The sequence below is a fragment of the Pseudoalteromonas phenolica genome (assembly GCF_005886345.1).
Taxonomy (GTDB): Bacteria; Pseudomonadota; Gammaproteobacteria; order Enterobacterales; family Alteromonadaceae; genus Pseudoalteromonas; species Pseudoalteromonas phenolica_A.
In genome coordinates this window covers 38,711-64,586 of sequence record NZ_PNEC01000003.1, presented here as the reverse complement: position 1 = coordinate 64,586, position 25,876 = coordinate 38,711, and the positions used below count along the sequence as shown (strand labels likewise).

General features: G+C 41.1%; 21 protein-coding genes. 8 read left to right on the top strand and 13 right to left on the bottom strand.

What is annotated here, in order from left to right; all coding sequences use genetic code 11:
- Nucleotides 1-18: 18 nt before the first annotated feature.
- Both CWB72_RS01730 and CWB72_RS01725 read right to left on the bottom strand, forming a co-directional pair.
- On the bottom strand, nt 19-1,353 hold the full coding sequence (locus CWB72_RS01730; protein WP_138628785.1) for a DUF1501 domain-containing protein: 1,335 nt from the start codon (nt 1,351-1,353) through the stop codon (nt 19-21).
- Nucleotides 1,354-1,362: 9 nt separating this feature from the next.
- Entirely contained in the window at nt 1,363-3,393 is a 2,031-nt protein-coding gene (locus CWB72_RS01725) for a DUF1800 domain-containing protein (protein WP_252371472.1), read from the bottom strand.
- A gap of 175 nt (nt 3,394-3,568) precedes the next feature.
- On the opposite strand from CWB72_RS01725, the gene rsmF reads away from it, so the two are divergent.
- Nucleotides 3,569-5,023: a 16S rRNA (cytosine(1407)-C(5))-methyltransferase RsmF gene (gene rsmF, locus CWB72_RS01720; RefSeq protein ID WP_138628783.1), complete on the top strand. Its 1,455-nt coding sequence runs from the start codon at nt 3,569-3,571 to the stop codon at nt 5,021-5,023.
- A 249-nt stretch (nt 5,024-5,272) separates the two neighbouring features.
- Here the strand turns inward: rsmF and CWB72_RS01715 are convergent, their stop codons facing one another.
- Nucleotides 5,273-6,775, bottom strand: a complete 1,503-nt coding sequence (locus tag CWB72_RS01715) for an aldehyde dehydrogenase (NADP(+)) (protein ID WP_138628781.1) — start codon at nt 6,773-6,775, stop codon at nt 5,273-5,275.
- 61 nt (nt 6,776-6,836) lie between these two features.
- Nucleotides 6,837-7,838: a 4-hydroxyproline epimerase gene (locus CWB72_RS01710; RefSeq protein WP_130253783.1), complete on the bottom strand. Its 1,002-nt coding sequence runs from the start codon at nt 7,836-7,838 to the stop codon at nt 6,837-6,839.
- 376 nt (nt 7,839-8,214) lie between these two features.
- Here CWB72_RS01710 and CWB72_RS01705 point away from each other — a divergent pair, with 376 nt between their 5' ends.
- The 4 genes from CWB72_RS01705 to map all read left to right on the top strand — a co-directional run bounded on the left by CWB72_RS01705 (nt 8,215) and on the right by map (nt 11,774).
- On the top strand, nt 8,215-9,456 hold the full coding sequence (locus tag CWB72_RS01705; RefSeq protein ID WP_138628779.1) for an NAD(P)/FAD-dependent oxidoreductase: 1,242 nt from the start codon (nt 8,215-8,217) through the stop codon (nt 9,454-9,456).
- Between the two features lie 9 nt (nt 9,457-9,465).
- A complete protein-coding gene (locus tag CWB72_RS01700; RefSeq protein WP_138628777.1) occupies nt 9,466-10,689 on the top strand; it encodes a M24 family metallopeptidase in 1,224 nt (407 codons plus the stop codon).
- Nucleotides 10,690-10,804: 115 nt separating this feature from the next.
- A complete protein-coding gene (locus tag CWB72_RS01695) occupies nt 10,805-11,008 on the top strand; it encodes a ParD-like family protein (protein WP_138628775.1) in 204 nt (67 codons plus the stop codon).
- On the top strand, nt 11,001-11,774 hold the full coding sequence (map, locus tag CWB72_RS01690) for a type I methionyl aminopeptidase (protein WP_138628773.1): 774 nt from the start codon (nt 11,001-11,003) through the stop codon (nt 11,772-11,774). The genes CWB72_RS01695 and map overlap by 8 nt, the downstream gene beginning before the upstream one ends.
- Before the next feature lie 100 nt (nt 11,775-11,874).
- Here the strand turns inward: map and sucD are convergent, their stop codons facing one another.
- The 8 genes from sucD to sdhC all read right to left on the bottom strand — a co-directional run bounded on the left by sucD (nt 11,875) and on the right by sdhC (nt 21,687).
- A complete protein-coding gene (gene sucD, locus CWB72_RS01685) occupies nt 11,875-12,747 on the bottom strand; it encodes a succinate--CoA ligase subunit alpha (RefSeq protein ID WP_058029926.1) in 873 nt (290 codons plus the stop codon).
- Nucleotides 12,747-13,913 (bottom strand): ADP-forming succinate--CoA ligase subunit beta, encoded by a 1,167-nt coding sequence (gene sucC / locus CWB72_RS01680; RefSeq protein WP_130253789.1) that lies wholly within the window; start codon nt 13,911-13,913, stop codon nt 12,747-12,749. Before sucC ends, sucD begins: the two co-directional genes overlap by 1 nt.
- 175 nt (nt 13,914-14,088) lie before the next feature.
- Nucleotides 14,089-15,570, bottom strand: a complete 1,482-nt coding sequence (odhB, locus tag CWB72_RS01675) for a 2-oxoglutarate dehydrogenase complex dihydrolipoyllysine-residue succinyltransferase (RefSeq protein WP_138628771.1) — start codon at nt 15,568-15,570, stop codon at nt 14,089-14,091.
- 10 nt (nt 15,571-15,580) lie between these two features.
- On the bottom strand, nt 15,581-18,394 hold the full coding sequence (locus CWB72_RS01670; RefSeq protein WP_138628770.1) for a 2-oxoglutarate dehydrogenase E1 component: 2,814 nt from the start codon (nt 18,392-18,394) through the stop codon (nt 15,581-15,583).
- An 84-nt stretch (nt 18,395-18,478) separates the two neighbouring features.
- On the bottom strand, nt 18,479-19,189 hold the full coding sequence (locus CWB72_RS01665) for a succinate dehydrogenase iron-sulfur subunit (protein ID WP_058029930.1): 711 nt from the start codon (nt 19,187-19,189) through the stop codon (nt 18,479-18,481).
- Between the two features lie 9 nt (nt 19,190-19,198).
- Nucleotides 19,199-20,971 (bottom strand): succinate dehydrogenase flavoprotein subunit, encoded by a 1,773-nt coding sequence (gene sdhA / locus CWB72_RS01660; RefSeq protein WP_138568389.1) that lies wholly within the window; start codon nt 20,969-20,971, stop codon nt 19,199-19,201.
- The gene (sdhD, locus tag CWB72_RS01655) at nt 20,972-21,319 is read right to left on the bottom strand and encodes a succinate dehydrogenase, hydrophobic membrane anchor protein (RefSeq protein WP_138568388.1); all 348 of its coding nucleotides are present in this window, start codon (nt 21,317-21,319) and stop codon (nt 20,972-20,974) included.
- On the bottom strand, nt 21,310-21,687 hold the full coding sequence (gene sdhC / locus CWB72_RS01650) for a succinate dehydrogenase, cytochrome b556 subunit (protein ID WP_058029933.1): 378 nt from the start codon (nt 21,685-21,687) through the stop codon (nt 21,310-21,312). Before sdhC ends, sdhD begins: the two co-directional genes overlap by 10 nt.
- A gap of 400 nt (nt 21,688-22,087) precedes the next feature.
- Between sdhC and CWB72_RS01645 the strand changes: the two genes are divergently transcribed.
- From CWB72_RS01645 to CWB72_RS01635, 3 genes are all read left to right on the top strand, one after another.
- Nucleotides 22,088-23,374 carry a citrate synthase gene (locus tag CWB72_RS01645; protein ID WP_130253794.1) on the top strand — a complete coding sequence of 429 codons (1,287 nt, stop codon included), beginning with the start codon at nt 22,088-22,090 and terminating at the stop codon, nt 23,372-23,374.
- 80 nt (nt 23,375-23,454) lie between these two features.
- Complete coding sequence (locus tag CWB72_RS01640) at nt 23,455-24,672, top strand: aminotransferase class V-fold PLP-dependent enzyme (RefSeq protein WP_138628768.1); 1,218 nt, start codon at nt 23,455-23,457, stop codon at nt 24,670-24,672.
- Between the two features lie 3 nt (nt 24,673-24,675).
- Nucleotides 24,676-25,080 (top strand): SufE family protein, encoded by a 405-nt coding sequence (locus CWB72_RS01635; RefSeq protein WP_138628766.1) that lies wholly within the window; start codon nt 24,676-24,678, stop codon nt 25,078-25,080.
- A gap of 4 nt (nt 25,081-25,084) precedes the next feature.
- Here CWB72_RS01635 and tcdA read toward each other — a convergent pair whose 3' ends face one another.
- Complete coding sequence (tcdA, locus tag CWB72_RS01630) at nt 25,085-25,873, bottom strand: tRNA cyclic N6-threonylcarbamoyladenosine(37) synthase TcdA (RefSeq protein ID WP_138628764.1); 789 nt, start codon at nt 25,871-25,873, stop codon at nt 25,085-25,087.
- Nucleotides 25,874-25,876: the final 3 nt, after the last annotated feature.

Sequence of the window (25,876 nt, the reverse complement as noted above, 5' to 3'; positions counted from 1 at the left end):
CTTTTGGGTTTTTAGAAACTAGATATTCATAAAAGATAAAGAATGGGTATCAAAGTTCGTTAAGTTTGGAAAAAGATCAACTAATTCGCTATTTGCTAAACCAAACCACTGCGCCATGGACGAAAAGTATTGTTCATTTGCTACTTGTGGGATTAATCGACCGCCTCGCGTGTCATTTGGTCCATCCAGGTGTTGTGTCATCAACGAGCCATAAATTTCTCCGCCATTCACGGCGCCGCCCATGACAATTTGATTACCAGCCCAACCATGATCTGTACCATCTCCGTTAGAAGTAAGCGTGCGACCAAAATCGCTCATGGTGAATAATGTCACATCATTACTTGCCTCAATTGCAGACATGGCAGTATTAAATTCAGCTAGAGATTGAGACAAAGCACCAAGTAATGCGGGGTGCGTCGTTAATTGATTATCATGTGTATCAAACCCTCCCATACTCACAAAGTATATTTGCCTTTTGGCATTAAGGGTTTGTCTAACCGAAATAGACTTAGCCACGGTATGGAGTTGCTGCGATAAACTGCTATCTGAAAAATAGCTACTTAAGTCAATACTTGATTCTATTGCTGAATTCATTGCTTCAGTATTAGTTATAGCGCTTTGTACCTTGGTGCCATAAGTACTCGCCAATGGGTGAGTGGATTGTGATAGTACTCTGGTCATAATATCACGCACATGAGTTGCTCGGTTTGAGGTGCCATTGATTGGATTAATCCGACTCACACCACTTTGGTGAAGAGAAAATGGAGTTAAATTTGCACTCGTTTGCCAAGGGTTTGTACCAGCTAGCGAGATATTATTCACAAATGCTCCCCCTTGTTCAATTCTTTCAAGTAATCTGGCACCCCACCCACTGTTTAAAGAGATCTTCTCTCTGCCATGCATCCAAGTAGCTTGCTGGTCATTATGTGAAAATAAATGCTTGGGTAGTGGCACAGCTTCATTATCATAATCAGCTTTACTTGTAGGTACTACTAAACTACCTACACCAGAAATAAAAGCTAGATTTTGAGATTCAAAAACAGGTTGAATGGCACTCATTGAGGGGTGAAGACCTACGCCGCCATCAATAGCTGTGATTGGAGATAGTGAAAGTGGGTTTGAAACAGCCAGATTCTGTCGGCTAGCTTCATACAAGGCTCGTGCTTCACCTTCAATGGGAACCAACATATTCAGAGAATCATTACCGCCATATAAAAATACACAGACCAATGCTTTATGATCATCAAACTCATACGACAAAGAACCTTGAAAAGCTTGTAATTGTAATTGAGTCAATGCGGCCATTGAGACGCCACCTTTTAAGCAATAAGATAAAAATTTTCTTCTATTCATGACTCGCTCCTATTGCTGTAAAGTAAATTCTGGTGAAATTGAAATTAAATAGACAAGATTTGAAATACGTTGGTAACTGTCTCTTGTGGCAAAAAATTCGTCCATATCAATAAGTGCTTGGCGCATTTCTTCAGACATGTTGCCAGCAAAAAATAAGATATCGTATTTGTCTAATACTGCACTTAAACCATTCATATTTATCAATTCATGATCGTCTTGCATATAGAGATAAAGACTATTTTCATTTAACTCATCATGTCTTTCTGCAACGCGCCAAACTAAATCTGCATAATGTGTGTTCACAATACCTATTAATGCAGCATCATTCGCTATTTGTAATTCTGGTGCCAACAATTCAGTATCAACTAGCTCTCCTGGCTGAAAGTCGGGTCTGAAAAAATTAAAAACCGATGGAGACTGTAATGGTCCTTGCCCGTAAGTCGTTGGTAAGTTCCATGTGAAATACCTGTTTGTCAGTGACTTAGTATTATACACTCGCCAAAACTGTACAGTTTTCAACAATGGTTCTTTAATTTTCCCAAAGTGTGCAAGTGGCGTTTCTAAACCTCTAGCTTCATTATCTAGATAAATTGCTTTTACTGTGGCAGCTAAATCGCCTCTGATCCCATCACCATTGTCATTAAATACTGCTGCAACCCGCTCAACATAACCAGGACTTGGATTTGAAGTGATTAATCTTTGAATCAATTGCTTTGAAATAAATGGTGCCACATTGTCATGATTAAATAAGTTATCCAATGCAATAGCTAAACTTTGTTCTGCATTGGTATTTTCAGGAATGACTTCACCATTAAGTAAAACTTTTTCAGCCGAAGAGTGATAATCATCAAACGCATGCATAGGTAAAGTATAATTTCTACTTGGTCTATTCCATCTTGCACTATATGCAAACGTCCAGCCTGTAAATACACGAGCAAAGCCCTCTATTTCTTGCTGGCCATATGTAGCGATCACTTCGTCATTTTCGTCCAGCTTATTCGTACCATTTAGATTTAACTCATTTAAGCCAATCGTGAATAATTGCATGACTTCTCGGGCGTAATTCTCATCTGGTCTGATATTTCGCTCAACGTCGGCTTTTTCATTGCCTAAATGGCTTAAGTACACACCCATAATAGGTGATAAAGTGACTTGCTCTAAAAGGTCTCGATAGTTTGCAAATGCATGCTCTAGCAATAAATCATAATATGCGGCCATGCCTTCAGGCTCTCCACTGAGTGAAGTATTTAAATCAGAAACAACGAATATTTCACTCAAAGCAAACGCTACACGCTGGCGAAGTTGATCATTGGCATTTAAACTTGCCTTCCACCAGGCATCAATACGATTGATTTGACTTGGCTCATCTCTATCAGGGTAATTCTCGACTAATGGACTGTGGTATGTAATTGGCAACTGGATTTGCTCATCTAACCACTGCTCGTAACTTTTACCTGTAGCTGTTTGAATTTCGTCATAAGTAGGACCTAGTGTTGCTTGATGAAGGAGACGAGCTGATTGCTGTTCTGACATGGCTTTAATTACTGAAAATTTTATTTCTTCTTGAGAGGATAAGCCCGCTTCATTAGTAACAGTTACAATAAAATGGTAATGCTCGTCTAGGGCAGATACATTTTCATCAATCGAAAACTCAACTGTTAAATCAGTTGTAATTTCAATTGTAGGGCCAGATAACTGCTGCCACTCTATGGTACTTGTTTTAGCATCTTGCTCTGAGAGATTAACTGAAAAGCTAACTTTTTCTCCTGCTTGATAAGTGTCTGAGCTAACACTTGTGGAAATATCGGGTGGACTTGGCTCTTCTTCAGCTGAATCATCATTTGAACCTGAATTATCGTTTGAGCCTGAATTATCGTTTGAGTCTGAGTCATCGCTTGAGCCTGAGTCATCGCTTGAGCCTGAAGCATCACTTGAATTTGATTCTGGAACGCTTTGTGTATCAGCACTCTCTGAACTTCCACCTCCACAACCACTCAGCATCACTGCAAAAAAAAATATTAAGGTATTTTTCTTAAGCATGGCTCTAGATCCTACTTATGGGTGTTAAATACACTTTAGTACTAATGCAAAACAATAAAAATAAGAATTTTTAACTAAATGTAAGATTTTAAAGCTAATCATCAGATTTATTTAAAAGTATTTTTTTTTGTAACTGTTAAAATTGCAAAAAATAGTAAGCTCAGTTGACCAAATTTTGAATCATTCTACTTTTATCCCGCAAAACTTTATTGACGATGTGCAAACTTATTTGCCAGAAAATTTAAGCATCGAGTCTTTTATTGAGTATTGTCAAAAGCCTCTAAGGCGCTCTGTCAGAGTGAATACTTTGAAGATGACAGTCACTGAATTTAAACAATACTGTTCAGAACATAACTGGGAAATTGAAGCTGTTCCTTGGTGTGACACAGGTTTTTGGCTAGAGCGTAGTGCTGAAGAGGAAGAGGCCCTGCCTCTAGGCTGTACAGATATTCACTTGAGTGGTGGCATTTATGTACAAGAAGCCAGCTCAATGTTACCCCCAATGGCACTTGAAACAAGTTTAGGTGAACAAGACATAGTCCTAGATATGGCTGCCGCACCAGGTTCTAAGACGTCACAAATAGCGGCAATGATGGGTAACCAAGGTATTCTTATTGCAAACGAACTTTCATCTTCACGATTAAAAGTACTTGCTGCCAATATGAAGCGTATGGGCGTACATAACTGCGCACTGTCTCATTTTGACGGTGCTGTCTTTGGCGATTATATGTTTGAGTGTTTCGATAACATTCAGCTTGATGCACCTTGTTCTGGTGAAGGCACAGTCAGAAAAGATGCTGACGCTTTAAAAAATTGGTCTGTTGAGTCAAATATTGATATTGCCAATGTACAAAAACAACTTATCAAGAGCGCATTCTTTGCTCTGAAACCCGGTGGCTCTTTAATTTACTCAACCTGTACACTCACGCCTGTTGAAAACCAAGCGGTTTGTCTGTATCTGCTTGAGCAATTTGGTGACTGTGTTGAAATCGAACCATTAAATGCACTTTTTGAAAATGCAGATAAAGCCTGTACTTCAGAAGGCTATTTGCATGTATGGCCTCAGATTTTTGACAGCGAAGGCTTTTTCATCGCTAAATTTAAAAAGTTAAAATCAGTTGATAACCCGAATTTAAAAACCAAAAAAGGCGCTTTCCCGTTTTCATCGGCTGAAACAAAGTTAACAAATAGCTTCATGTCAGCAATCAAAAAACAGTTTGGAATTAAATCACTACCTGGTGAGCTGACAGTTCGTGACAAAGAGCTCTGGCTTTTTCCTGAAAGATTCTCTGAAATTGAAAACAAAATCAAATATTCTCGTATCGGGATCAAGTTAGGCACAACCCATAAAAATGGCGTGCGGCTTGAACATGAATTTGCAACAGCACTTGGCAAACTTGCAGAAAATAACACCTATGCGCTTACCCAATCACAAGCTGCAGATTATTATCAAGGTAAAGATATTCGACTTGAAACAGTCTCTAATCATAGCGGTGAGGTTATTTTAACCCTTTGTGGTGCACCGATAGGTTTAGGGAAATGGCAAAAAAATAAGATTAAAAACTCATTACCTAGAGATTTGGTTATGAATAATAGAGTTATTGAATGGCCGTGTAAGCAGTCAGGTTAAGTTTTTAGACTAAATTCTTATAAGAATATATACTATTGATAATTAAAGGGTTTATTTTATGTTGTTTATTTGTAGTTTTTGTTAAGAGTTAACTACAATTAAATTACTTTCTTACTTCTCCCTGATTGTTAGAAAGGTGTTTTAAGTTAACGCATTGGCTCAAATGAGCCGTCCCCTAAGCCCAGAGTAACCTGTACTCTGGGTCTTTTTTTGCATTAAATATGCGAATAGAGAAATTCAATACTTAGATTAAACCGCACTTTGACGACAAATTGGACGTAAAAAGCGTTGAATCGCATTCAAGCCAACTGAGGTTGAACGTACGTCTGTTGAAGATGGGAATGGACCACCATGGTTCATTGATGCACAAACTTCAACGCCAGTAGGCATTTGATTCTCGATTAAACGCCCTACTTTGTACTGTAGATCTTCACTTAGATCAGATGCCGATGCTAAATCATTGCCCGTGCCATGAATTGATGCTGTTAACTGACCTTCTAGACCATCAACTAGGCTTTCTAGCTGAGCTAAAGTATCGTAGGTCACCAACATAGCAGCTGGACCAAACACTTCTTCATTTAATGAAGGTGTATTCAAGTAAGTGCCAATATCAGTTTTAAAGATATGGGCATTTGCATGAAACTCTTCAGATAACTCTGCCACTGCCAAAAGCTCTACACCCTCGATATCTGAGCGCTCAATCATGGCTTGTTTGAAGCTATTCAGAATATTTGGTGATAATAAAGTATCTGAACTGCTTGCAGCCACAGTTTTCTTAACGCTTTCTAGTAATGCAATTGAGCTATTTGGTACTAACCAAAGACCTGGGCTAGTACAAAATTGGCCATTGCCCATCAACATTGAATTACATAAATTCGCACCAAGCTCTTCGCCATTTTGTTCAGCCATTTCTGGTAACACAAACTGCGGATTAATACTGCCTAACTCGCCATAGAATGGAATAGCTTCTTCACGAGAATTAATCGTCTCGATTAATTTACTCGCGACAGACATTGAGCCCGTGAAACCGATCGCTTTAATCGGGTCTGCTGCAACAAGTGCATGTGCCATGTCGTATTTCTTCGCTTGGATCATTGAGAATACACCTTTTGGCATATCACACTTCTCAATCGCTTTTTCAATAGCTCGGGTCATTAACTCGCTGGTTGCTGGGTGCGCAGTATGGCTTTTCATAACAACTGGGCAACCTGCAGCAAGTGCCGATGCCGTATCACCACCAAGCGTCGAGAATGCATATGGGAAGTTTGAAGCACCAAAAACAGCAACAACACCGACAGGAATAAAGTCAAGTTGGGTACGAGGCTTAGCTAACGGTGCACGTGCAGGGTCTGCTTCGTCTAATACACTAAGGTTTACAATGCCGTTTTGGCTTTGCTCTAAACCTTGTGCAAAAGCACGTAACTGATTCATAGTACGACCGCGCTCGCCTTGTAAACGGGCAAACGGCAAGTTTGTCTCTTCGTGAGTCACTTCAAGCAGTTGATCACCTAGGGCTTCTATTTCATCTGCAATAGCATGTAAGAATGTTGCACGCTCAATAAGAGAAGTCTTTCTATAAACTTTAAATGCTTTTTCAGCTTCATTGATCGCTGTTGCAAGCATGTCTTGGCTTGCTTCGAAAAACTGAGTATCGATTGGCTCATGGCGCTTTGGTGAAAAGGCATGAAATACTGATGCATCCGCATCCTTTAACCATTCACCCGCGATAAAACTTGCACCGCTAATTTCCATCTTTTTCTCCTCAATGAAAAAACCAGCTACTAATTGCTGGTTTTAGTCTAGTTTAAATTTGTTATACAACTTGAAAGCCAAAAGCATACGGGTCACTATCATCCACGCTAATGTTGCTAGTGCCCGTTACTTTCGACCATCCTTTGATACTTGGTAGAATTGCTGTTTTACCCGCTACTTCAGTAACGCCTTCGATGCAACCAACGAACTGGCTGCCAATGTAACTTTCGTGGACAAAATCTTCACCAGGCAGTAATTTACCTTTTGCAAATAACTGCGCCATTCTTGCACTTGTGCCCGTGCCACATGGCGATCTGTCTATTGCTTTATCGCCATAGAATACCGCATTTGCAGCGCTAGATTCTGCGTGTTTTGGTTTGCCAGTCCAAAGAAGATGCGACGCACCTTTTACGGTGGGATCTTCTGGATGCACACACTCAAGCAACTGATTTATTGCTGTGCGAACAAGCGGACTATATTTAAGAATTTCGGCAGCAGACCAGTTTTCGATACCCGGGAAGTTTTCCTGTGGCTCAACAATAATGTAGTAGTTTCCACCATAAGAGATATCAACCGTTAACTTGCCTAGCTCTGGCACTTCAACTTCAATATTTTCATAAGCTAAGAAAGCTGGCACATTGAATATTTTTACCCATTCAACTTTGCCATCAACCATAGAGTATTCTGCATTTACACGCCCTGCTGGCGTATCTAGCTTTAATTTACCAGGTACTTTTGGATACATTTGTGCGTTTTCAAGTGCAAACGTTACGGTGCCAATTGTGCCGTGACCACACATAGGTAAACAACCGGAGGTTTCAACAAATAAAATAGCTGCATCGCCATCATCAGTTGTCGGTGGATAAATAAATGAACCTGACATCATATCGTGCCCGCGCGGCTCAAACATCAGTGATTGACGGATCCAATCAAACTCGGCAAGAAAGTGCTGACGTTTTTCGCTCATCGTTTCACCCTTAAGGTATGGGTGACCACTGGTGATTAAGCGTACTGGGTTGCCGCAAGTGTGGCCATCGATACAAGAAAATGTCCCTTTTCGCATATTAATAACCCTGCTTAACTAAGCTAAGAACCGTATTCGTGTTCACAGCATTTTGGAGTTGATTCATAAAACTTTCATTTAATTGCGGAGCAACTACTGAATACATAACTTGGCAATTAATGTTCATTGTCTTTCCTCTTTACCTTTTATGGTTTACATCCTACGCATATTGTATACAATGTTCAATATTCTGCTGTGTATTTTTCTTTAAAAGTTTTTATCGTTCTAAACACTTATTGACATTTAAAAGATTAAGCAACTGAAAGTATTAATAAATCTTACAGTTTGAAGACGACAAAAGTTTTCTATGCAAACTAAAAAATAGATACATGCAATATCTTGAAATTAGGCTTTCAAGGTATTTTGGAGACAATCAATGCAAGAAAAGCAACATATTGCTGTTATCGGCGCTGGGATCATTGGGCTTTGCAATGCGAAAAGTCTGACTGATGCTGGCTTTTCAGTCACATTATTTGATGAACACGGTATAGCAGAAAAATGTTCGAAAGGTAACGCCGGTCACTTTGCTACTGAACAAGTTTTCCCACTCGCACAAGCGAGTTTATTACCAAAACTTCCTAGTATGTTGTTAAATCCAAAAGGCGCTTTAAGAATAGATTGGTTATATCTATTAAAAGCCTTACCTTGGTTCACTCGCTTCCTAATTAACATGTCTAAGTCAAAATTTAGTGCGCATACCAAGGCACTTAGGCAATTAAACGAAGCATCACTACCTGCGTATAAAAATTTATTAGGTGCAGAAAACTTCAAAAAATTGATCCATGAAGATGGCAGCCTACTCACCTTTGAACATGAAGATTTTAAACTGGCTGCGTTTATGGCTGAATCATTTCGATCAAATGGCGTCGCAGTTAAACACTTAAAAGGTGATGAGGTTTTTGTACTAGAACCAAGTCTAACTAAAAACATTAAACAAGCTTTATATTTTACTGAGGTTGGCCACAGCGTTGACCCATATGACTTATGCCAAGCAATATATAAAATGTCAGAGGCTCAGGGCTTAGTGTTTAAAAAAGATAAAGTGGCACGAATTGTTCCTAACAATAATGGGGTGATGATAGAGCTCGCATCAGGCTCCAAACATCAGTTTGCTAAAGTCGTAGTTTCGACCGGTGCTTGGAGCAAACCTTTAGCAAAACAACTTGGTTTTAAAGTACCGATAGATACCGAGCGTGGTTACCATGCCATGGTTGATAATTCGACTTGTTTGAAACGCCCTGTAGCTTCAGCCGATAGACAATTTATTATAACCCCGATGAAGCAAGGGCTTAGATTAGCTGGCACCGTAGAGTTTGCAGGACTGGAAGCCGCTGAAAACATGACAAGAGCGACTATGCTTTTAGATCACGCTAAATCGCTAGTTAACGGTATCGAAAGACAAACCGTTAAAACCACGTGGATGGGTCATCGCCCTTCTCTTCCTGATTCATTGCCTGTATTAAATACAGCACCCAATAATAAAAATATTGTATTTGCTTTTGGTCATCAACATTTAGGTCTGACCCAAGCGGCAATTACAGCACAAATTGTCTCACAACTTTGCTTAGGTGAGAAAACTAGCATAGATTTAACCCCTTACAGAATAGACAGATTCTAGGAGCAAAATATGAAGCCATTAGGCGTTGGTACGAAAACCAAACAAGAAGCTTTAGAGTCATTACAAAATATGACTCATGACTTAAAGCCAATTAGCATCGAAGAATACCAGCAGCGTATTAAAAAAGCGCAGCGCTATATGCAAGACAACGATATTGCAGCTTTATATTTGAATGCAGGCACGAATTTAAAATACTTCACAGGTATGCAGTGGTATGCCAGTGAACGCATGGTTGGTGCTATTTTGCCAGCAAAAGGCGATGTGCAATTCATCGCGCCTTATTTCGAAATTGGCACACTATTAGACTACCAAGTCGTTGAAGGTCCAATTCACGGCTGGCAAGAAGAACAGAGCCCTTACCAATTATTCTTAAACGTACTTGAACAGCATGGCATTGGCTCTGATGCTAAAGTTGGCATTGATGAAAGTGCGGCGTTTTTCATTTTTGATGGTATTCGTAACCTTGCTCCTTCTCTTAAGCTAATTAACGGTAAAGAAGTCACTGCACATTGCCGTATGCACAAATCAGAAAACGAATTAAAGCTTATTCAACGTGCTATGGACATGACTTTAGAAGTACATAAAGCAACAGCGAGCATGTTGCATGAAGGGATCACCACGACAGAAGTTGAAGCCTTCATCAACGAAGCCCATAAAAAAGTGGGCGCCCCATCAGGAAACTACTTCGTCATAGTACTGTTTGGTAAAGCAAGCTCGTTTCCTCATGGTGTGAAAGATCCGCAAACATTAAAAGAAGGTGATGTGGTTCTGATTGATACTGGCTGTAAAGTACATGATTACCTATCGGATATCACCCGCACATTTGTATTTGGCGAAGTAACTGAACGCCAAAGAACAATGTGGCAACATGAGAAGAATGCGCAAGCCGCTGCATTTGAAGCGGCACAAATCGATAATACATGTGGCGATGTAGATAAAGCGGCAAGAGATTATTTAGCGTCAGTTGATCTTGGTCCTGATTATCAAACACCTGGGTGTCCACACAGAACAGGCCATGGTATTGGCTTAGATATTCATGAATGGCCTTACCTTGTAAAGAATAACCCACAACTATTAGCCCCAGGTATGTGTTTTAGTAACGAACCTATGCTAGTGATCCCAGATGAGTTTGGTATTCGCCTTGAAGATCATTTCTATATGACGGAAAACGGCCCTAAATGGTTTACTGAGCCAAGTCATAGTATTGATGACCCATTTGGATTAGAAAAATAGCAAAAAGTTAAAAAAGCATTTTAGATGTAATGTTAAGCAAACCAAAGGAAGCATTCGCTTCCTTTTTTTATTTTACGATATACAATGCATATATGTTTTATATATGGAATATATAATGGGTATTGTAAAAATATCAGATGACCTACACGAAGAAATTCGTACAACGTCGTCAGTTATGTCTCGCTCTATCAACTCACAAGCCGAATTTTGGATAAAAATCGGTCGCTTATGCGAAATGCATCCTGACAAAACATTTAACGATTTAATTCAACAAGAGCTCGTGTTACAACGACAAAAAGAGGCGTCACTGAATGAATGAAGTTACCATTAAATCGGTAGATGAGATTGCACTGATGCGAGAATCAGGCAAGTTGCTCGCCCAAGTGTTCAAAATACTCGATGACTTCATCAAGCCCGGTGTTTCAACGCTCGATATAGATTCGCAAGTAGAAAGCTATATCGTTAATAAATTAAAGGCGCGCCCTGCTTCAAAAGGCCAATACGGCTATCAGTATTGTCTCAATAGCTCAGTTAACGAAGTAGTCTGTCACGGCGTACCTAGTGCAAGCCAAATTTTAAAAAGCACAGATATCGTCAATATCGACATTACCTTAGAGAAAAATGGTTTTATCACAGACTCAAGCAAAATGTATGTCATGCCAGATGCTAAACCTGATGCTAGAGCATTAGTCAAAGTCACAACAGAAGCGATGTGGTTAGGTATACAAACCGTTAAACCTGGTGCAAAGCTCGGTGACATTGGATTTGCAATACAAAGTTATGTGAGTAAATTTGGCTACACGGTTGTAAAAGAGTATTGCGGCCACGGTATAGGCCGAGAAATGCATGAAGAGCCAAATGTTTTACACTATGGAAGCCCTAACACTGGCCTAACTTTAAAAGAAGGCATGACTTTCACCATTGAACCTATGATCAACCAAGGCACAGCTCGCGTTAAAACAAAGAAAGATGGTTGGACTGTAGTCACCAAAGATAGAAAGCTTTCCGCACAAGCTGAACACACTATTCTTGTCACAAAAGACGGCTTTGAAGTACTCACACTTCGTGAAGAAGAACAAATTTAAACTTTATTTTACATTCCTAGCTTCTAGCTTCTAGCTTCTAGCTATCGAAATTTAAATACAAAAAAGGCTCCCTCAGGAGCCTTTTTCAAGCAAGGTTAGATTACCAACCAGCTTTTTCTTTAAGTGCAACACCGATGTCAGCTAGTGAACGAACAGTCTTAACACCTGCAGCTTCTAGTGCAGCGAACTTCTCGTCAGCTGTACCTTTACCACCAGAGATAATTGCACCAGCGTGGCCCATGCGCTTACCTGGAGGAGCTGTAACACCAGCGATGTAAGAAACAACTGGCTTAGTTACGTTGTGCTTGATGTACTCAGCGGCTTCTTCTTCAGCTGTACCACCAATCTCACCGATCATTACGATAGCTTCAGTTTGCTCGTCTTTCTCGAACATCTCAAGTACGTCGATGAAGTTAGTACCTGGGATTGGGTCACCACCGATACCAACACACGTTGATTGACCAAAACCAGCGTCAGTTGTCTGCTTAACTGCTTCGTAAGTAAGCGTACCAGAACGTGATACGATACCTACTTTACCTGGCTTGTGGATGTGACCAGGCATGATACCGATTTTAGTTTCACCTGGAGTGATAACACCTGGGCAGTTAGGACCGATCATACGAACGCCAGTTTGCTCAAGCTTCTCTTTCACGTCAACCATGTCTAGTGTAGGGATACCTTCTGTGATACAAACGATCAGCTGGATACCAGCATCGATTGCTTCTAAGATAGCATCTTTACAGAACGCAGCTGGAACGTAGATAACTGAAGCAGTTGCGCCAGTAGTTTCTACAGCTTCACGTACAGTGTTGAATACAGGAAGACCTAGGTGAGTTGTACCACCTTTACCTGGTGAAACACCACCTACCATCTGTGTACCGTACTGGATAGCTTGCTCTGAGTGGAAAGTACCTTGACCACCAGTGAAACCTTGACAGATTACTTTAGTATCTTTGTTAATTAAAACAGACATTATTTGCCCTCCGCAGCAGCAACTACTTTCTCAGCAGCGTCAGTTAGAGACTCAGCTGCAATGATGTCAAGATCAGAGTTAGCAAGAACTTCACGACCTAGTTCAGAGTTAGTACCTTCAAGACGTACAACAACTGGTACGTTTACACCAACTTCTTTAACAGCACCAATGATACCTTCTGCGATCATGTCACAACGTACGATACCACCGAAGATGTTAACTAGAACTGCTTTAACATTGTCATCAGAAAGAATGATCTTGAATGCTTCAGCAACACGTTCTTTAGTAGCGCCGCCACCAACATCTAGGAAGTTAGCTGGCTTACCACCGTGTAGGTTTACGATGTCCATAGTACCCATTGCAAGGCCTGCACCGTTAACCATACAACCAACGTTACCGTCTAGCGCAACGTAGTTAAGCTCGAAGCTTGCTGCATGAGCTTCACGCGCGTCTTCTTGTGAAGGATCGTGGAATTCACGAATCTTAGGCTGACGGAATAATGCGTTACCGTCTACACCGATCTTACCGTCTAGACAGTGAAGGTTACCAGCGTCTGTGATCACTAGAGGGTTGATTTCAAGAAGTGCGAAATCGTGATCGATGAACATGTTCGCAAGACCTAGGAAGATATTAGTGAACTGTTTGATTTGTACAGGAGTTAGACCTAGCTTGAAGCCTAGCTCACGACCTTGGTATGCCTGAGGGCCTACAAGTGGATCGATTTCTGCTTTGTGAATTAGTTCTGGTGTTTCTTCAGCAACTTGCTCGATTTCAACACCGCCTTCAGTTGAAGCCATGAACACGATTTTACGTGAAGCACGGTCTACAACAGCACCTAGGTATAATTCATTTGCAATATCAGTGCAGCTTTCTACTAAGATTTTAGCAACTGGCTGACCTTTTTCGTCTGTTTGGTAAGTTACTAAGTTTTTACCTAACCAGTTTTCTGCGAATGCGCGGATTTCGTCTTTGCTGTCAGCAAGTTTTACACCGCCAGCTTTACCACGTCCACCTGCGTGCACTTGACATTTAACAACCCACTTGTCACCACCGATTTTACCAGCAGCTTCAACTGCTTCTTGTGGTGTATCACAAGCAAAACCTTCAGATACAGGTAAACCATAGTCGGCAAAAAGTTGTTTTGCCTGATACTCATGCAAATTCATGATGCTTTATCCAATTTCTTATACTATTAAAGCTATCTACATTTAATAAATAGCTATCCCAAATTGCGACCCTAGTATAGATCCCAAGGCTAAGTATGAAAACCCTAGTTAGACCAAAGCCGCAAAAAAAAAGCTGTATGATGTGTCATACAGCTTAATATCTAAACAATAACGATTATACGTCTAGTAGAAGACGCGTTGGATCTTCAAGAAGTTCCTTAATTGTTACCAAGAAACCTACTGATTCTTTACCATCGATTTGACGATGGTCGTAAGAAAGCGCTAGGTACATCATAGGTAAAATTTCAACTTTACCATTTACAGCCATAGGACGCTCTTGGATTTTGTGCATACCAAGAATTGAAGACTGAGGTAAGTTGATGATAGGTGTAGAAAGTAATGAACCGAATACACCACCATTTGTGATAGTGAAGTTACCGCCTGTCATATCGTCGACAGTTAGTTTGCCGTCACGACCTTTAAGTGCTAATTCACGAATACCCTTCTCGATTTCAGCCACTGAAAGCTTGTCACAGTCACGAAGTACTGGTGTAACTAGACCACGTGGAGTAGAAACAGCGATGCTGATATCAAAATAGTTGTGGTAAACAATGTCATCACCGTCGATTGACGCATTTACTTCAGGGAAACGCTTAAGTGCTTCAGTTACTGCTTTCACATAGAAAGACATGAAACCTAAACGGATACCGTGACGCTCTTCAAATACGTCTTTGTATTGCTTACGAAGGTCCATGATTGGCTTCATGTTAACTTCGTTGAACGTAGTAAGCATTGCAGTTGAGTTCTTAGCTTCAAGAAGACGGTTAGCAATTGTCTTACGAAGACGCGTCATTGGTACACGTTTCTGTGAACGGTCACCTAAAGGTGCAGATGCTGCGGCTGGTGCTGCAGTAGGCTTAGCCGCTGGTGCTTTAAGGAATGCATCAACATCTTCTTTAGTGATACGACCGCCTTTACCAGAACCTTTGATCTGTGAAGCGTCAAGGCCTTTTTCAGCGATTAAACGACGAACTGAAGGTGTTAATACGTCTGAAGACTCAACAGAAGCTGGTGCAGCTTCAGCAGCAGGTGCCGCCGCTGGAGCAGAAGCGCCAACAACGATATTACCAATCACTTGTTCGCCAAGTACAGTTTCACCTTCAGCATGGGTCTGCTCACCCATCACACCGTCTTCAGGTGCAACAACTTCTAGTACAACCTTGTCTGTTTCAATATCAACAAGGTTCTGGTCACGGCTTACCGCTTCACCAGGTTGAACATGCCAAGTTGCAATTGTAGCGTCTGCTACAGATTCTGGAAGTACAGGTACTTTAATTTCCACGTCTTTACCTTCTGTTGCTGCAGCAGCTACTGGTGCAGCTTGTTCATTTGATTGTTGAGCTGGTGCAGCGGCTTCGCCAGCAGCACCAAGTTGAGCAATCACTTGCTCGCCTAATACAGTTGCGCCTTCATCTTCTGAAATAGATACAATTACACCATCTTCTGGTGCAACTACCTCTAGAACAACTTTGTCAGTTTCGATGTCAACTAAGTTTTGGTCGCGTGATACAGCGTCACCAACTTTAACATGCCAAGTCGCGACAGTAGCGTCTGCTACTGACTCAGGAAGAACTGGAACCTTAATTTCGGTTGTCATCTCTTATCCCTTATTTCTTAATTGTTAATGCGTCAGCAACTAACGCGTTTTGTTCTTTAGTATGAGTAGACATATAACCACATGCTGGAGCAGCTGAAGCCTTACGTCCTGCGTAAGAAAGATTTGCACCTGCTGGGATTGCTTCCCAGAAGTGGTGTTGAGAACAATACCAAGCACCTTGGTTTTGTGGCTCTTCTTGACACCATACAAAATCTTTAACATGTTGATAGCGAGACATGATGTCTTCCATTTCCTGATGAGGGAAAGGATATAGCTGTTCAACACGAACAATAGCAACATTGTTTAATTCAAGCTTACGACGCTCTTGCAGTAGTTCGTAATAAACTTTACCACTACAGAAAACCACTCTTTCAACATTTTCAGGATTGATATCGTCAATCTCATCAATCATATTGTGGAAAACACCTTCCGAAAGCTCTTTTAGAGAAGAAACAGCTAGAGGATGACGTAATAGTGATTTAGGTGTCATTACAATCAATGGACGACGTAAAGGACGAACTGATTGACGACGAAGCATTGCATAAACTTGCGCTGGTGTTGAAGGAACACACACCTGCATATTATGGTCAGCACATAGTTGTAGGTAACGCTCTAAACGTGCAGAACTGTGCTCTGGACCTTGACCTTCGTAGCCATGAGGTAGAAGCATAGTTAAACCGCATAAACGACCCCATTTTTGCTCACCTGAACTTAAGAACTGGTCAAATACAACCTGAGCACCGTTAGCGAAGTCACCAAACTGAGCTTCCCAAAGAACAAGTGAAGTAGGCTCTGCTGTTGCATAACCATATTCAAACGCTAATACAGCTTCTTCAGATAAAACTGAGTCGTAAACTTCAAATGCGCCCTGACCTTCACGGATATTCTGTAGAGGTAGGTAAACAGATGCATCTTCTTGGTTGTGAACAACAGCATGACGGTGGAAGAAAGTACCACGGCCAGAATCCTGACCAGTCATACGAACATCTGTGCCTTCATCAACTAAAGTTGCATACGCTAAAGATTCAGCCATACCCCAGTCTAGTAATTTATCACCGCTCGCCATTGCTTTACGGTCGTCATAAATTTTCTTAACACGAGACTGTGCTTTGTGGTTTTCTGGATAAGCAGCAAGCACATTACCAAGCTCTTTCAGCTTCTCAACAGATAGTTTCGGATCATAAGCTACATCCCAATCATGACCTACAAACTTAGACCAATCAGACGAGTGCTTAGTTTCTTCTTTAACTTCTTCAACAACACATACACCGTTGTCTAAGCCATTTCGGTATTCATTCGCAAGCGCTTTTGACTCATCAGCAGAAATCACACCTTCAGCAGCTAGTTTGTCTGCATAAAGCTGACGAGGAACTGGGTGCTTTTTGATCTTTTGATACATCAGTGGCTGAGTTGCATTCGGCTCATCAGCTTCGTTGTGACCGTGACGACGGTAACAAACTAAGTCAATAACAACATCGCGTTTAAACTGATTACGGAAATCAAGCGCTAGCTGAGTTACAAACGCAACTGCTTCTGGGTCATCAGAATTCACATGGAAGATTGGTGCCTGAACCATCTTAGCGATGTCAGTACAATAGTCTGTAGAACGCACATCTTCTTGCTTAGATGTTGTGAAGCCTACCTGGTTATTTACAACGATTCGAACTGTACCTCCAACACCAAATGCGCGTGTTTGTGATAAGTTGAATGTTTCCTGAACAACACCTTGACCAGCAATTGCAGAGTCACCGTGAATAGTAATAGGCAGTGCTTTAGAACCATTCTTACATCCTAAACGGTCAAGACGTGCTCTTACTGACCCCATTACTACAGGATTAACGATTTCAAGGTGAGATGGGTTGAATGCAAGCGCCATATGAACATCACCACCATTGGTAGCGAAGTCAGACGAATAACCCATGTGATACTTAACATCACCGGAACCTGCTAGTTCACCGTATTTACCAGCAAACTCATCGAAAAGAACCTGTGGATTTTTACCTAGTACGTTTACAAGAACGTTCAAGCGACCACGGTGTGCCATACCAATTACAGCTTCTTCTTGGCCGCTTTCACCTGCACGATGAATAAGCTCTTTAAGCATAGGTACTAATGCATCACCACCTTCTAAAGAGAAGCGTTTTGCACCAGGGAATTTTGCACCTAAATACTTTTCAAGACCATCAGCTGCAATTAGACCTTTAAGAATTCTAAGTTTAGTTTCTTTGCTAAATTGAGGCTGTGAGAAGGTTGATTCTAAACGTTTTTGTAACCAACGTTTTTCTTCTGTAGAAGTGATATGCATGTATTCAGCACCAACAGAACCACAGTATGTGGTTTTCAAGGCTGCATACAATTCTTTTAGTTTCATTGTCTCTTTGCCACAAGCAAAAGAGCCAACGTTAAATTCTTTGTCTAAGTCAGCATTGTCTAGATCATGGTAAGACAAATCTAGATCTCTAACACGTTCACGTTGCCACAAACCTAACGGATCGAGGTTTGCATTTTGATGGCCTCGGAATCTAAACGCATTGATAAGCTGTAGTACACGTACTTGTTTAGCATCTGTGGTACCAGCTGCTGCAACAACTACTTCTCTGTGTTTGTTTTTCGCAAGTTCAGCAAATTGTGCTTTCACTTCTGAATGTTTTACATCAACATCCACACCATCAACTTTAGGAAGTTGATCAAACACCTCACGCCATTCTTCTGGCACTGAAGACGCATCGTCTAGATACGCTTCATAAAGCTCTTCTACATAAGCTACGTTTCCGCCATATAAATGCGAAGATTCTAGCCATGCCTTCATCACACCTTCGTGCATTAATTAGCCCTTTTTATTCGCGCAGAAATTAAACTAAAAACAAGATGGCATCTGCAGATGCCATCTTGTGGATTTAACTATGGATTAAACCGAACGATTTAACAACATAGATTTAATCTGACCAATGGCTTTAGTTGGATTTAAGCCTTTTGGACATACGCTTACACAGTTCATGATACTGTGACAGCGGAATACGCTAAATGCATCATCTAAATCTTTCAGACGCTCTTCAGTAGCAGTATCACGGCTATCCGCTAAGAAACGGTAAGCGTGTAATAGACCTGCAGGACCGATGAACTTATCTGGATTCCACCAGAATGAAGGACAAGATGTTGAACAACAAGCACATAAAATACACTCATAAAGACCATCAAGCTTTTCACGATCTTCAACACTCTGAAGACGCTCAATACCACCTGTTGGCTTATCATTAATTAAGAAAGGCTTAACCTTCTCATATTGAGTGTAGAACTGAGTCATGTCGATAACAAGGTCACGAATGACTGGTAAACCTGGTAAAGGACGTAAAATAACTTTGTTGCCCTTTAATGCAGATAACGGAGTAATACATGCAAGGCCGTTTTTGCCGTTCATGTTTAAACCATCAGAGCCACATACACCTTCACGGCAAGAACGACGGAAAGAAAGTGTTGGATCTTGCTCTTTTAATAATAAAAGCGCATCCAAAACCATCATATCACGGCCTTCTTCTACCTCGAGTTTATAATCCTGCATACGTGGCGCGTTGTCCACATCAGGGTTATAACGATAAACAGAAAATTCTAATGTTGCCATCGTTAACTCCTAGTAAGTACGTGCTTTAGGTGGGAATGCTTCACGCGTAGTCGGCGCAAAGTTTACATCACGTTTAGTCATTGAATCTGACTCTGGGTGATGTAATGAGTGACATAGCCAGTTTGCATCGTCACGCTCTGGGAAGTCAAAGCGAGAGTGAGCACCACGGCTTTCAGTACGGAAGTTTGCAGCTACTGCTGTAGAGTATGCAGTTTCCATAAGGTTGTCTAACTCAAGACATTCGATACGTTGTGTGTTGAAGTCTGACGACTTATCGTCAAGACGTGCGTGCTTAAGACGCTCACGAATTGCTTTAAGCTGTTCAAGGCCTTCAGCCATTGAGTCACCTTCACGGAATACCGAGAAGTTAAGCTGCATACACTCTTGTAAGTCTTTCTTGATTTGCGCTGGGTCTTCACCTTTACCAGGTTCAGAGTTTTCCCAACGATTAAAGCGAGCAAATGCTTCGTCAATGTTATCCTGCGTCGCATCACCTGTAGACTCGAAGTCTTTCAAGTAGGTACCTAAGAAGTTACCTGCCGCGCGACCGAATACAACAAGGTCAAGTAGTGAGTTACCACCTAGGCGGTTTGCACCGTGTACAGATACACATGCAATCTCACCAACAGCGAATAGACCTTCAACGATGCGCTCGTCACCGTTTTCATTCACGTTAAGTACTTGGCCATTTACGTTAGTCGGTACACCACCCATCATGTAGTGACATGTTGGGATTACTGGAATTGGCTCTTCTGCAGGGTCAACGTGTGCGAATGTCTTAGACAGGTCACAAACACCAGGAAGACGTAGGTTAAGCATTTCAGCACCAAGGTGATCAAGCTTAAGTTTGATGTGTGGACCCCAAGGACCTTCACAACCACGACCTTCACGGATCTCTGTCATCATTGCACGAGCAACAACGTCACGACCTGCTAAATCTTTTGCGTTAGGCGCATAACGTTCCATGAAGCGTTCGCCGTCTTTATTAAGAAGGTAACCACCTTCACCACGACAACCTTCAGTTACAAGTGTACCTGCGCCAGCAATACCCGTTGGGTGGAACTGCCACATTTCCATGTCTTGCATTGCAATACCAGCACGAACTGCCATACCAACACCGTCACCCGTGTTGATGTGTGCATTCGTTGTAGACGCATAAATACGACCAGCACCGCCTGTTGCAAGCACAACAGCTTTTGATTTGAAGTAAACAACTTCACCTGTTTCAATACAGATTGCTGTTACACCAACAACGTCACCTTTGTCATTTTTAACAAGGTCTAACGCATACCACTCAGAGAATACGTTTGTTTTGTTTTTAACGTTTTGTTGGTAAAGACAGTGAAGAAGTGCGTGACCAGTTCGGTCAGCTGCTGCTGCAGTACGCGCAGCCTGTTCGCCACCGAAGTTTTTAGATTGACCACCAAATGGACGTTGGTAAACACGGCCGTTCTCGAAACGCGAGAATGGTAAACCCATGTTCTCAAGTTCTGTGATAGCTTCTGGACCTGTCTTAGTCATGTATTCGATAGCGTCTTGGTCACCGATGTAATCAGAACCTTTAACCGTATCGTACATGTGCCATTCCCAGTTATCTTCATGAGAATTACCAAGAGCAACTGTAATACCACCTTGCGCAGACACTGTATGCGAGCGAGTTGGGAATACTTTTGAGATCAGGGCACAGCTTTTGCCTGATTCAGAAATCGCAAGAGCAGCACGCATACCAGCACCGCCGGCGCCTACTACTACTGCATCAAATTCACGAACATTATATTTCACTTAAACACCCCATAAAACGAATAGACCAATTGCTACGTAAGCAACGGCCATAAGGTTTAATACGAAACCTAAAACTGAACGCAACGCAGAAGCTTTCACATAGTCTGTTAGCACTTGCCAAAGACCAATGCGAGTGTGAACCATAATGCACACTAAGGTGATAAACGTTGCTGCTTTAACGAAAAGGTTTGAGAATAAACCCGTCCAAGCTTCATAAGTAAGTTCAGGGGTAATGAATAAATAACCAACGATAAATAATGCATATGCTGCAATGATTAACGCGGTAGCACGTAATGATACATAATCTTGTACACCATCACGCTTCAGAGTTGCTTGATTTAAGACCATATCCACACTCCAGCTAGAATTGCAACGATTACCCAAAGTGCAATCGCAATTTTAGCGCTGCTATTGCCCGATTCTAATTCTTCCCAGTGACCCATGTCTTGGATCATGTGGCGAATACCACCGATTAGGTGATATGAAAGCGCCGCGAAGGTGCCCCATGCAATGAATTTTGCAATAAAGCCAGTGAATAGCTCTTTTACAAATTCAAACCCTTCAGGAGAAGAAAGAGACTCAGACCAAGCCCAGATAACAAAAGTTAAAGCAATGAACAATGCTACACCCGAAATACGGTGAAGGATTGATGCTTTAGCAGTTGCTGGCATAGATATAGTCGTAAGATCTAGATTTACAGGTCTTTGCTTTTTCACAGTTACTTGCCCATCTTGCCCACATAAGGAGCTTCATCTACTTGTTTTTATAAAACCATTTATACCGAATGTATAAATGACACACTCTAAGTAAACCTTTTTTGAAACAGAAACGGATTTTTGTTGTAAAAATAGGTTTACCCACAGACGACATGGTATTAAACCTCATACAGTATATAAGGCCGTGAGTGCTTTTACAATTCTTGTTTAGATTGAGAAGCTTGCGAATTAGCCAATGGTATAATATTTAAACTCGAGTAGAATATTTATTATCCACTTTTGCATAATCCTTATAAAAATTGACTTTATACCCCTGTTATACGTTAAAATGATCTGAATTTGCTTAACATTAGTATCACAACATAACAATCGACATTGTTATTTCATAGGAGATAAATAGATGGCAGATAAAAAAGCCACAGTCCATATTGATGGTCATGATCCAATCGAACTTCCAATTTACTCTGGCACTGCTGGTCAAGACGTAATTGACGTTCGTACCTTAGGCGCTCACGGCCACTTCACATATGACCCAGGTTTTATGTCTACTGGCTCTTGTGAGTCATCTATTACCTACATCGATGGCGGTAAAGGTGTACTACTTCACCGTGGTTACCCTATCGAGCAGTTAGCTGAGAACTCAAACTACATCGAGTTATGCTACTTACTTCTTAATGGTGAACTTCCTACAGAAGAACAACATGCTGAGTTCGCTGAAGAAATCACAACCAACACTATGATGCACGAGAAGATTGCTGCTTTCTTCCAAGGTTTCCGTGTAGATTCACACCCAATGGCTATGCTATGCGGTGTTGTTGGTGCACTTTCTTCATTCTACCATGATGACTTAGACATCTCAGATGCTGAACAGCGTCACCGCAGTGCAGTTAAACTAATCGCTAAGCTGCCTACTATCGCGGCTATGTGTTACAAGTACAACATCGGTCAGCCATTTGTATACCCACGCAACGACCTTAGCTACGCTGAAAACTTCCTACACATGATGTTCTCAGTACCAGCTGAAAAGTATGAAGTAAGCCCTGTTCTTGCTAAAGCAATGGACCGTATTTTCATGCTTCACGCTGATCACGAACAAAACGCTTCAACTTCTACTGTTCGTCTGGCTGGTTCTTCTGGTGCAAACCCATATGCATGTATCGCTGCTGGTATCGCTTCACTATGGGGCCCTGCTCATGGTGGTGCAAACGAAGCATGTTTAAACATGTTAGAAGAGATCGGTTCAGTTGATCGTATTGACGAGTATGTTGCTAAAGCGAAAGACAAAAACGACCCATTCCGTCTAATGGGCTTCGGTCACCGTGTTTACAAAAACTTCGATCCTCGTGCAACAGTAATGCGTGAAACGTGTCACCAAGTACTTGAAGAGCTTAACATTCAAGATCCGCTACTAGACGTTGCTATGCGTTTAGAGCAAATTGCGCTTGAAGACCCATACTTCATCGAGAAGAAACTATACCCTAACGTAGACTTCTACTCAGGTATCATTCTTAAAGCGATTGGTATTCCAACAAGTATGTTCACTGTAATTTTTGCAATGTCTCGCACAGTTGGTTGGATCTCACACTGGGATGAGATGCTTTCTCAACCAGGTCACAAGATTGGTCGTCCTCGTCAGCTTTACACTGGCTACACACAGCGCGACTACAAAGCAAAATCTGAAAGATAATCCTTTAAGATTTGAAAAAGGCCGCACTCGCGGCCTTTTTTATTGTTATAATTTGCAAAATTTTACTTAATTTCCTTAGTATGTGCCCTATCTCTGAACTTAGACAACAGTTCCCTATCTTTAACACTTCTAACAATGAAGAACTTTTTATCTATCTTGATTCAGGTGCGACGAGCCAAAAACCAAGACAAGTTATCGAGGCTGTAGATTCTTTTTATCGCGAGCAAAATGCAAATGTACACAGAGGTTTACACACATTAAGCGCTCAAGCCACCTCAGCATTTGAGCTAGCCCGTGAAAAAGTCGCTAATCTTTTAAATGTTCATAGTAAAGAAGTCGTTTGGACATCAGGTGCAACAGATAGCATTAATATTATAGCTAATGGAATTAAAGCGCAGCTAAACCAAGGTGACGTGATATGCGTATCTGCTTTGGAACATCACGCAAACATCGTACCTTGGCAAGAATTATGTAAAGAAAGAGGCTGTATTCTTAAAGTTTTACCTATCACAGAATCGGGGATTTTAGATATAAAATCATCTGTTGAACTAATTTGCGAACAGAAACCAAAAATTGTTGCCATAAGCCACGCTTCAAATGCCTTAGGAAATATTCAACCTGTAGAGAAAATCATTGAAGCTGCTCATAAAGCTGCAGCAACTACCGTTGTTGATGGCGCACAAGCCTTTATGCATCTTCGTCCTGATCTTCGTAAACTTGACTGTGACTTTTATGTGTTTTCTGCACATAAAGCATTAGGACCGACAGGATTGGGAGTTTTATATGGTAAATATGATCTATTAAATGCACTTAATCCATTAAGGTTTGGTGGCGAAATGATAAAAGAAGTCTCTTTTGAGCATACATCATTTCAAGATGCACCAAGCAAATTTGAGGCGGGTACCCCAAATATTTCAGCTGTCATTGGTTTTTCTGCTGCGCTCGATTTTTTAAATTCAATTGATCACGAAGAACTACAACAATACGAACAAGGGCTTTATGACTACTTGCTAACTCAATTGCGCAGTATTAATGGCATTATCATTTATGGTGATACTGAAAATAATATAGGCACGGTGAGTTTTAGATATAAAAATGAGCACCACTTTGACCTGGCAACATTTTTGAATGGCTATGGGATCGCAATACGCAGTGGTCACCACTGCACACAGCCCTTAATGAAGTCACTTGGTATCGATGGCACAATCCGTGTTAGCCTTGCTTTTTATAATAATCATGACGACATTGATGCATTTATTCACGCATTAAAAGAGTCCATTGACTTACTTGAAATCTAAAAAATGACGTATAAAGAATTTAAAGAAAAACTCTCTAATTTAAAATCTTGGCAGTTAATGTATCGAGAGATCATGTTACTCGGCAAAAGCTTACCAGAAATGCCTGAGCTGCTAAAAACAGACGATGTTTTGATTAAAGGCTGTGAAAGTAAAGTCTGGCTGAGAGTTGAATTGAGCGATGAACAAATACTTGTTTTGATTGGTGATTCAGACACGCGCATTGTCAAAGGTCTGATGGGACTAATTATGCTTATGCACCAAAGTAAAACGCCAGAACAAAGTTTAGATATTAATACTTACCATGAGTTTGAACAGTTGGGCTTGATCAAACATTTAAGTCCATCAAGAGGAAATGGCATCAAGGCCATTGCTGATACCATTCATGAGCAAGTAAAACAGTGGCTTTAAACCGCTACTGTTTTTTCTTTTTCTCTAGATATTTTTTTATTGCTTTTGATGAAGCAAAAAAGCCAAAACTAGCTGTGACCATAGTGGCAGAACCAAACCCTGTTGCGCAGTCCATATTCTTTGCCCCCTGAGTGCCCTGCTTTGTAAGACAAACTTCACCATCAGCTGTCGGATAAGCCAATTGCTCAGTTGAATATACACAGTCCACTGCAAATTTACGCTTAGGATTCGTGGTGAAGTTATACTTCTTACGCAATAAGTAACGAACTTTAGCCAATAACGGATCTTGTGTCGTTTTTGCCACATCACCATATAAAATTTGACTTGGATCGATTTGACCACCTGCACCACCCGTTGTGATAACTGGGATTTTATTTCTTTTACAATGCGCGATGAGTGCCGCTTTTTCATTTACCGCATCGATACAGTCAATAACATAATCAAAGCCAGTAATATATTCACGAATGTTCTCTAGCGTTAAAAAATCATCAATTAGCTGAACATCGCATTCTGGATTAATTTGTTGAATACGCGCGGCCATAGCTTCAATTTTTTGCTCACCAACAGAGTCAGTCAGTGCATGGATCTGGCGGTTGATATTGGTCACACAAATATCATCCATATCGATCAGCGTGATTTTACCAACACCTGTTCGCGCTAGAGACTCTGCAACCCAGCTACCAACACCGCCAATTCCAATGACACAAAAATGTGCTTCACCTAGCCAGGTTAAAGCTTGCGCACCATATAAACGGCCGATGCCACCAAATCGTAATTGTTGCTCTTCTGTCATGTT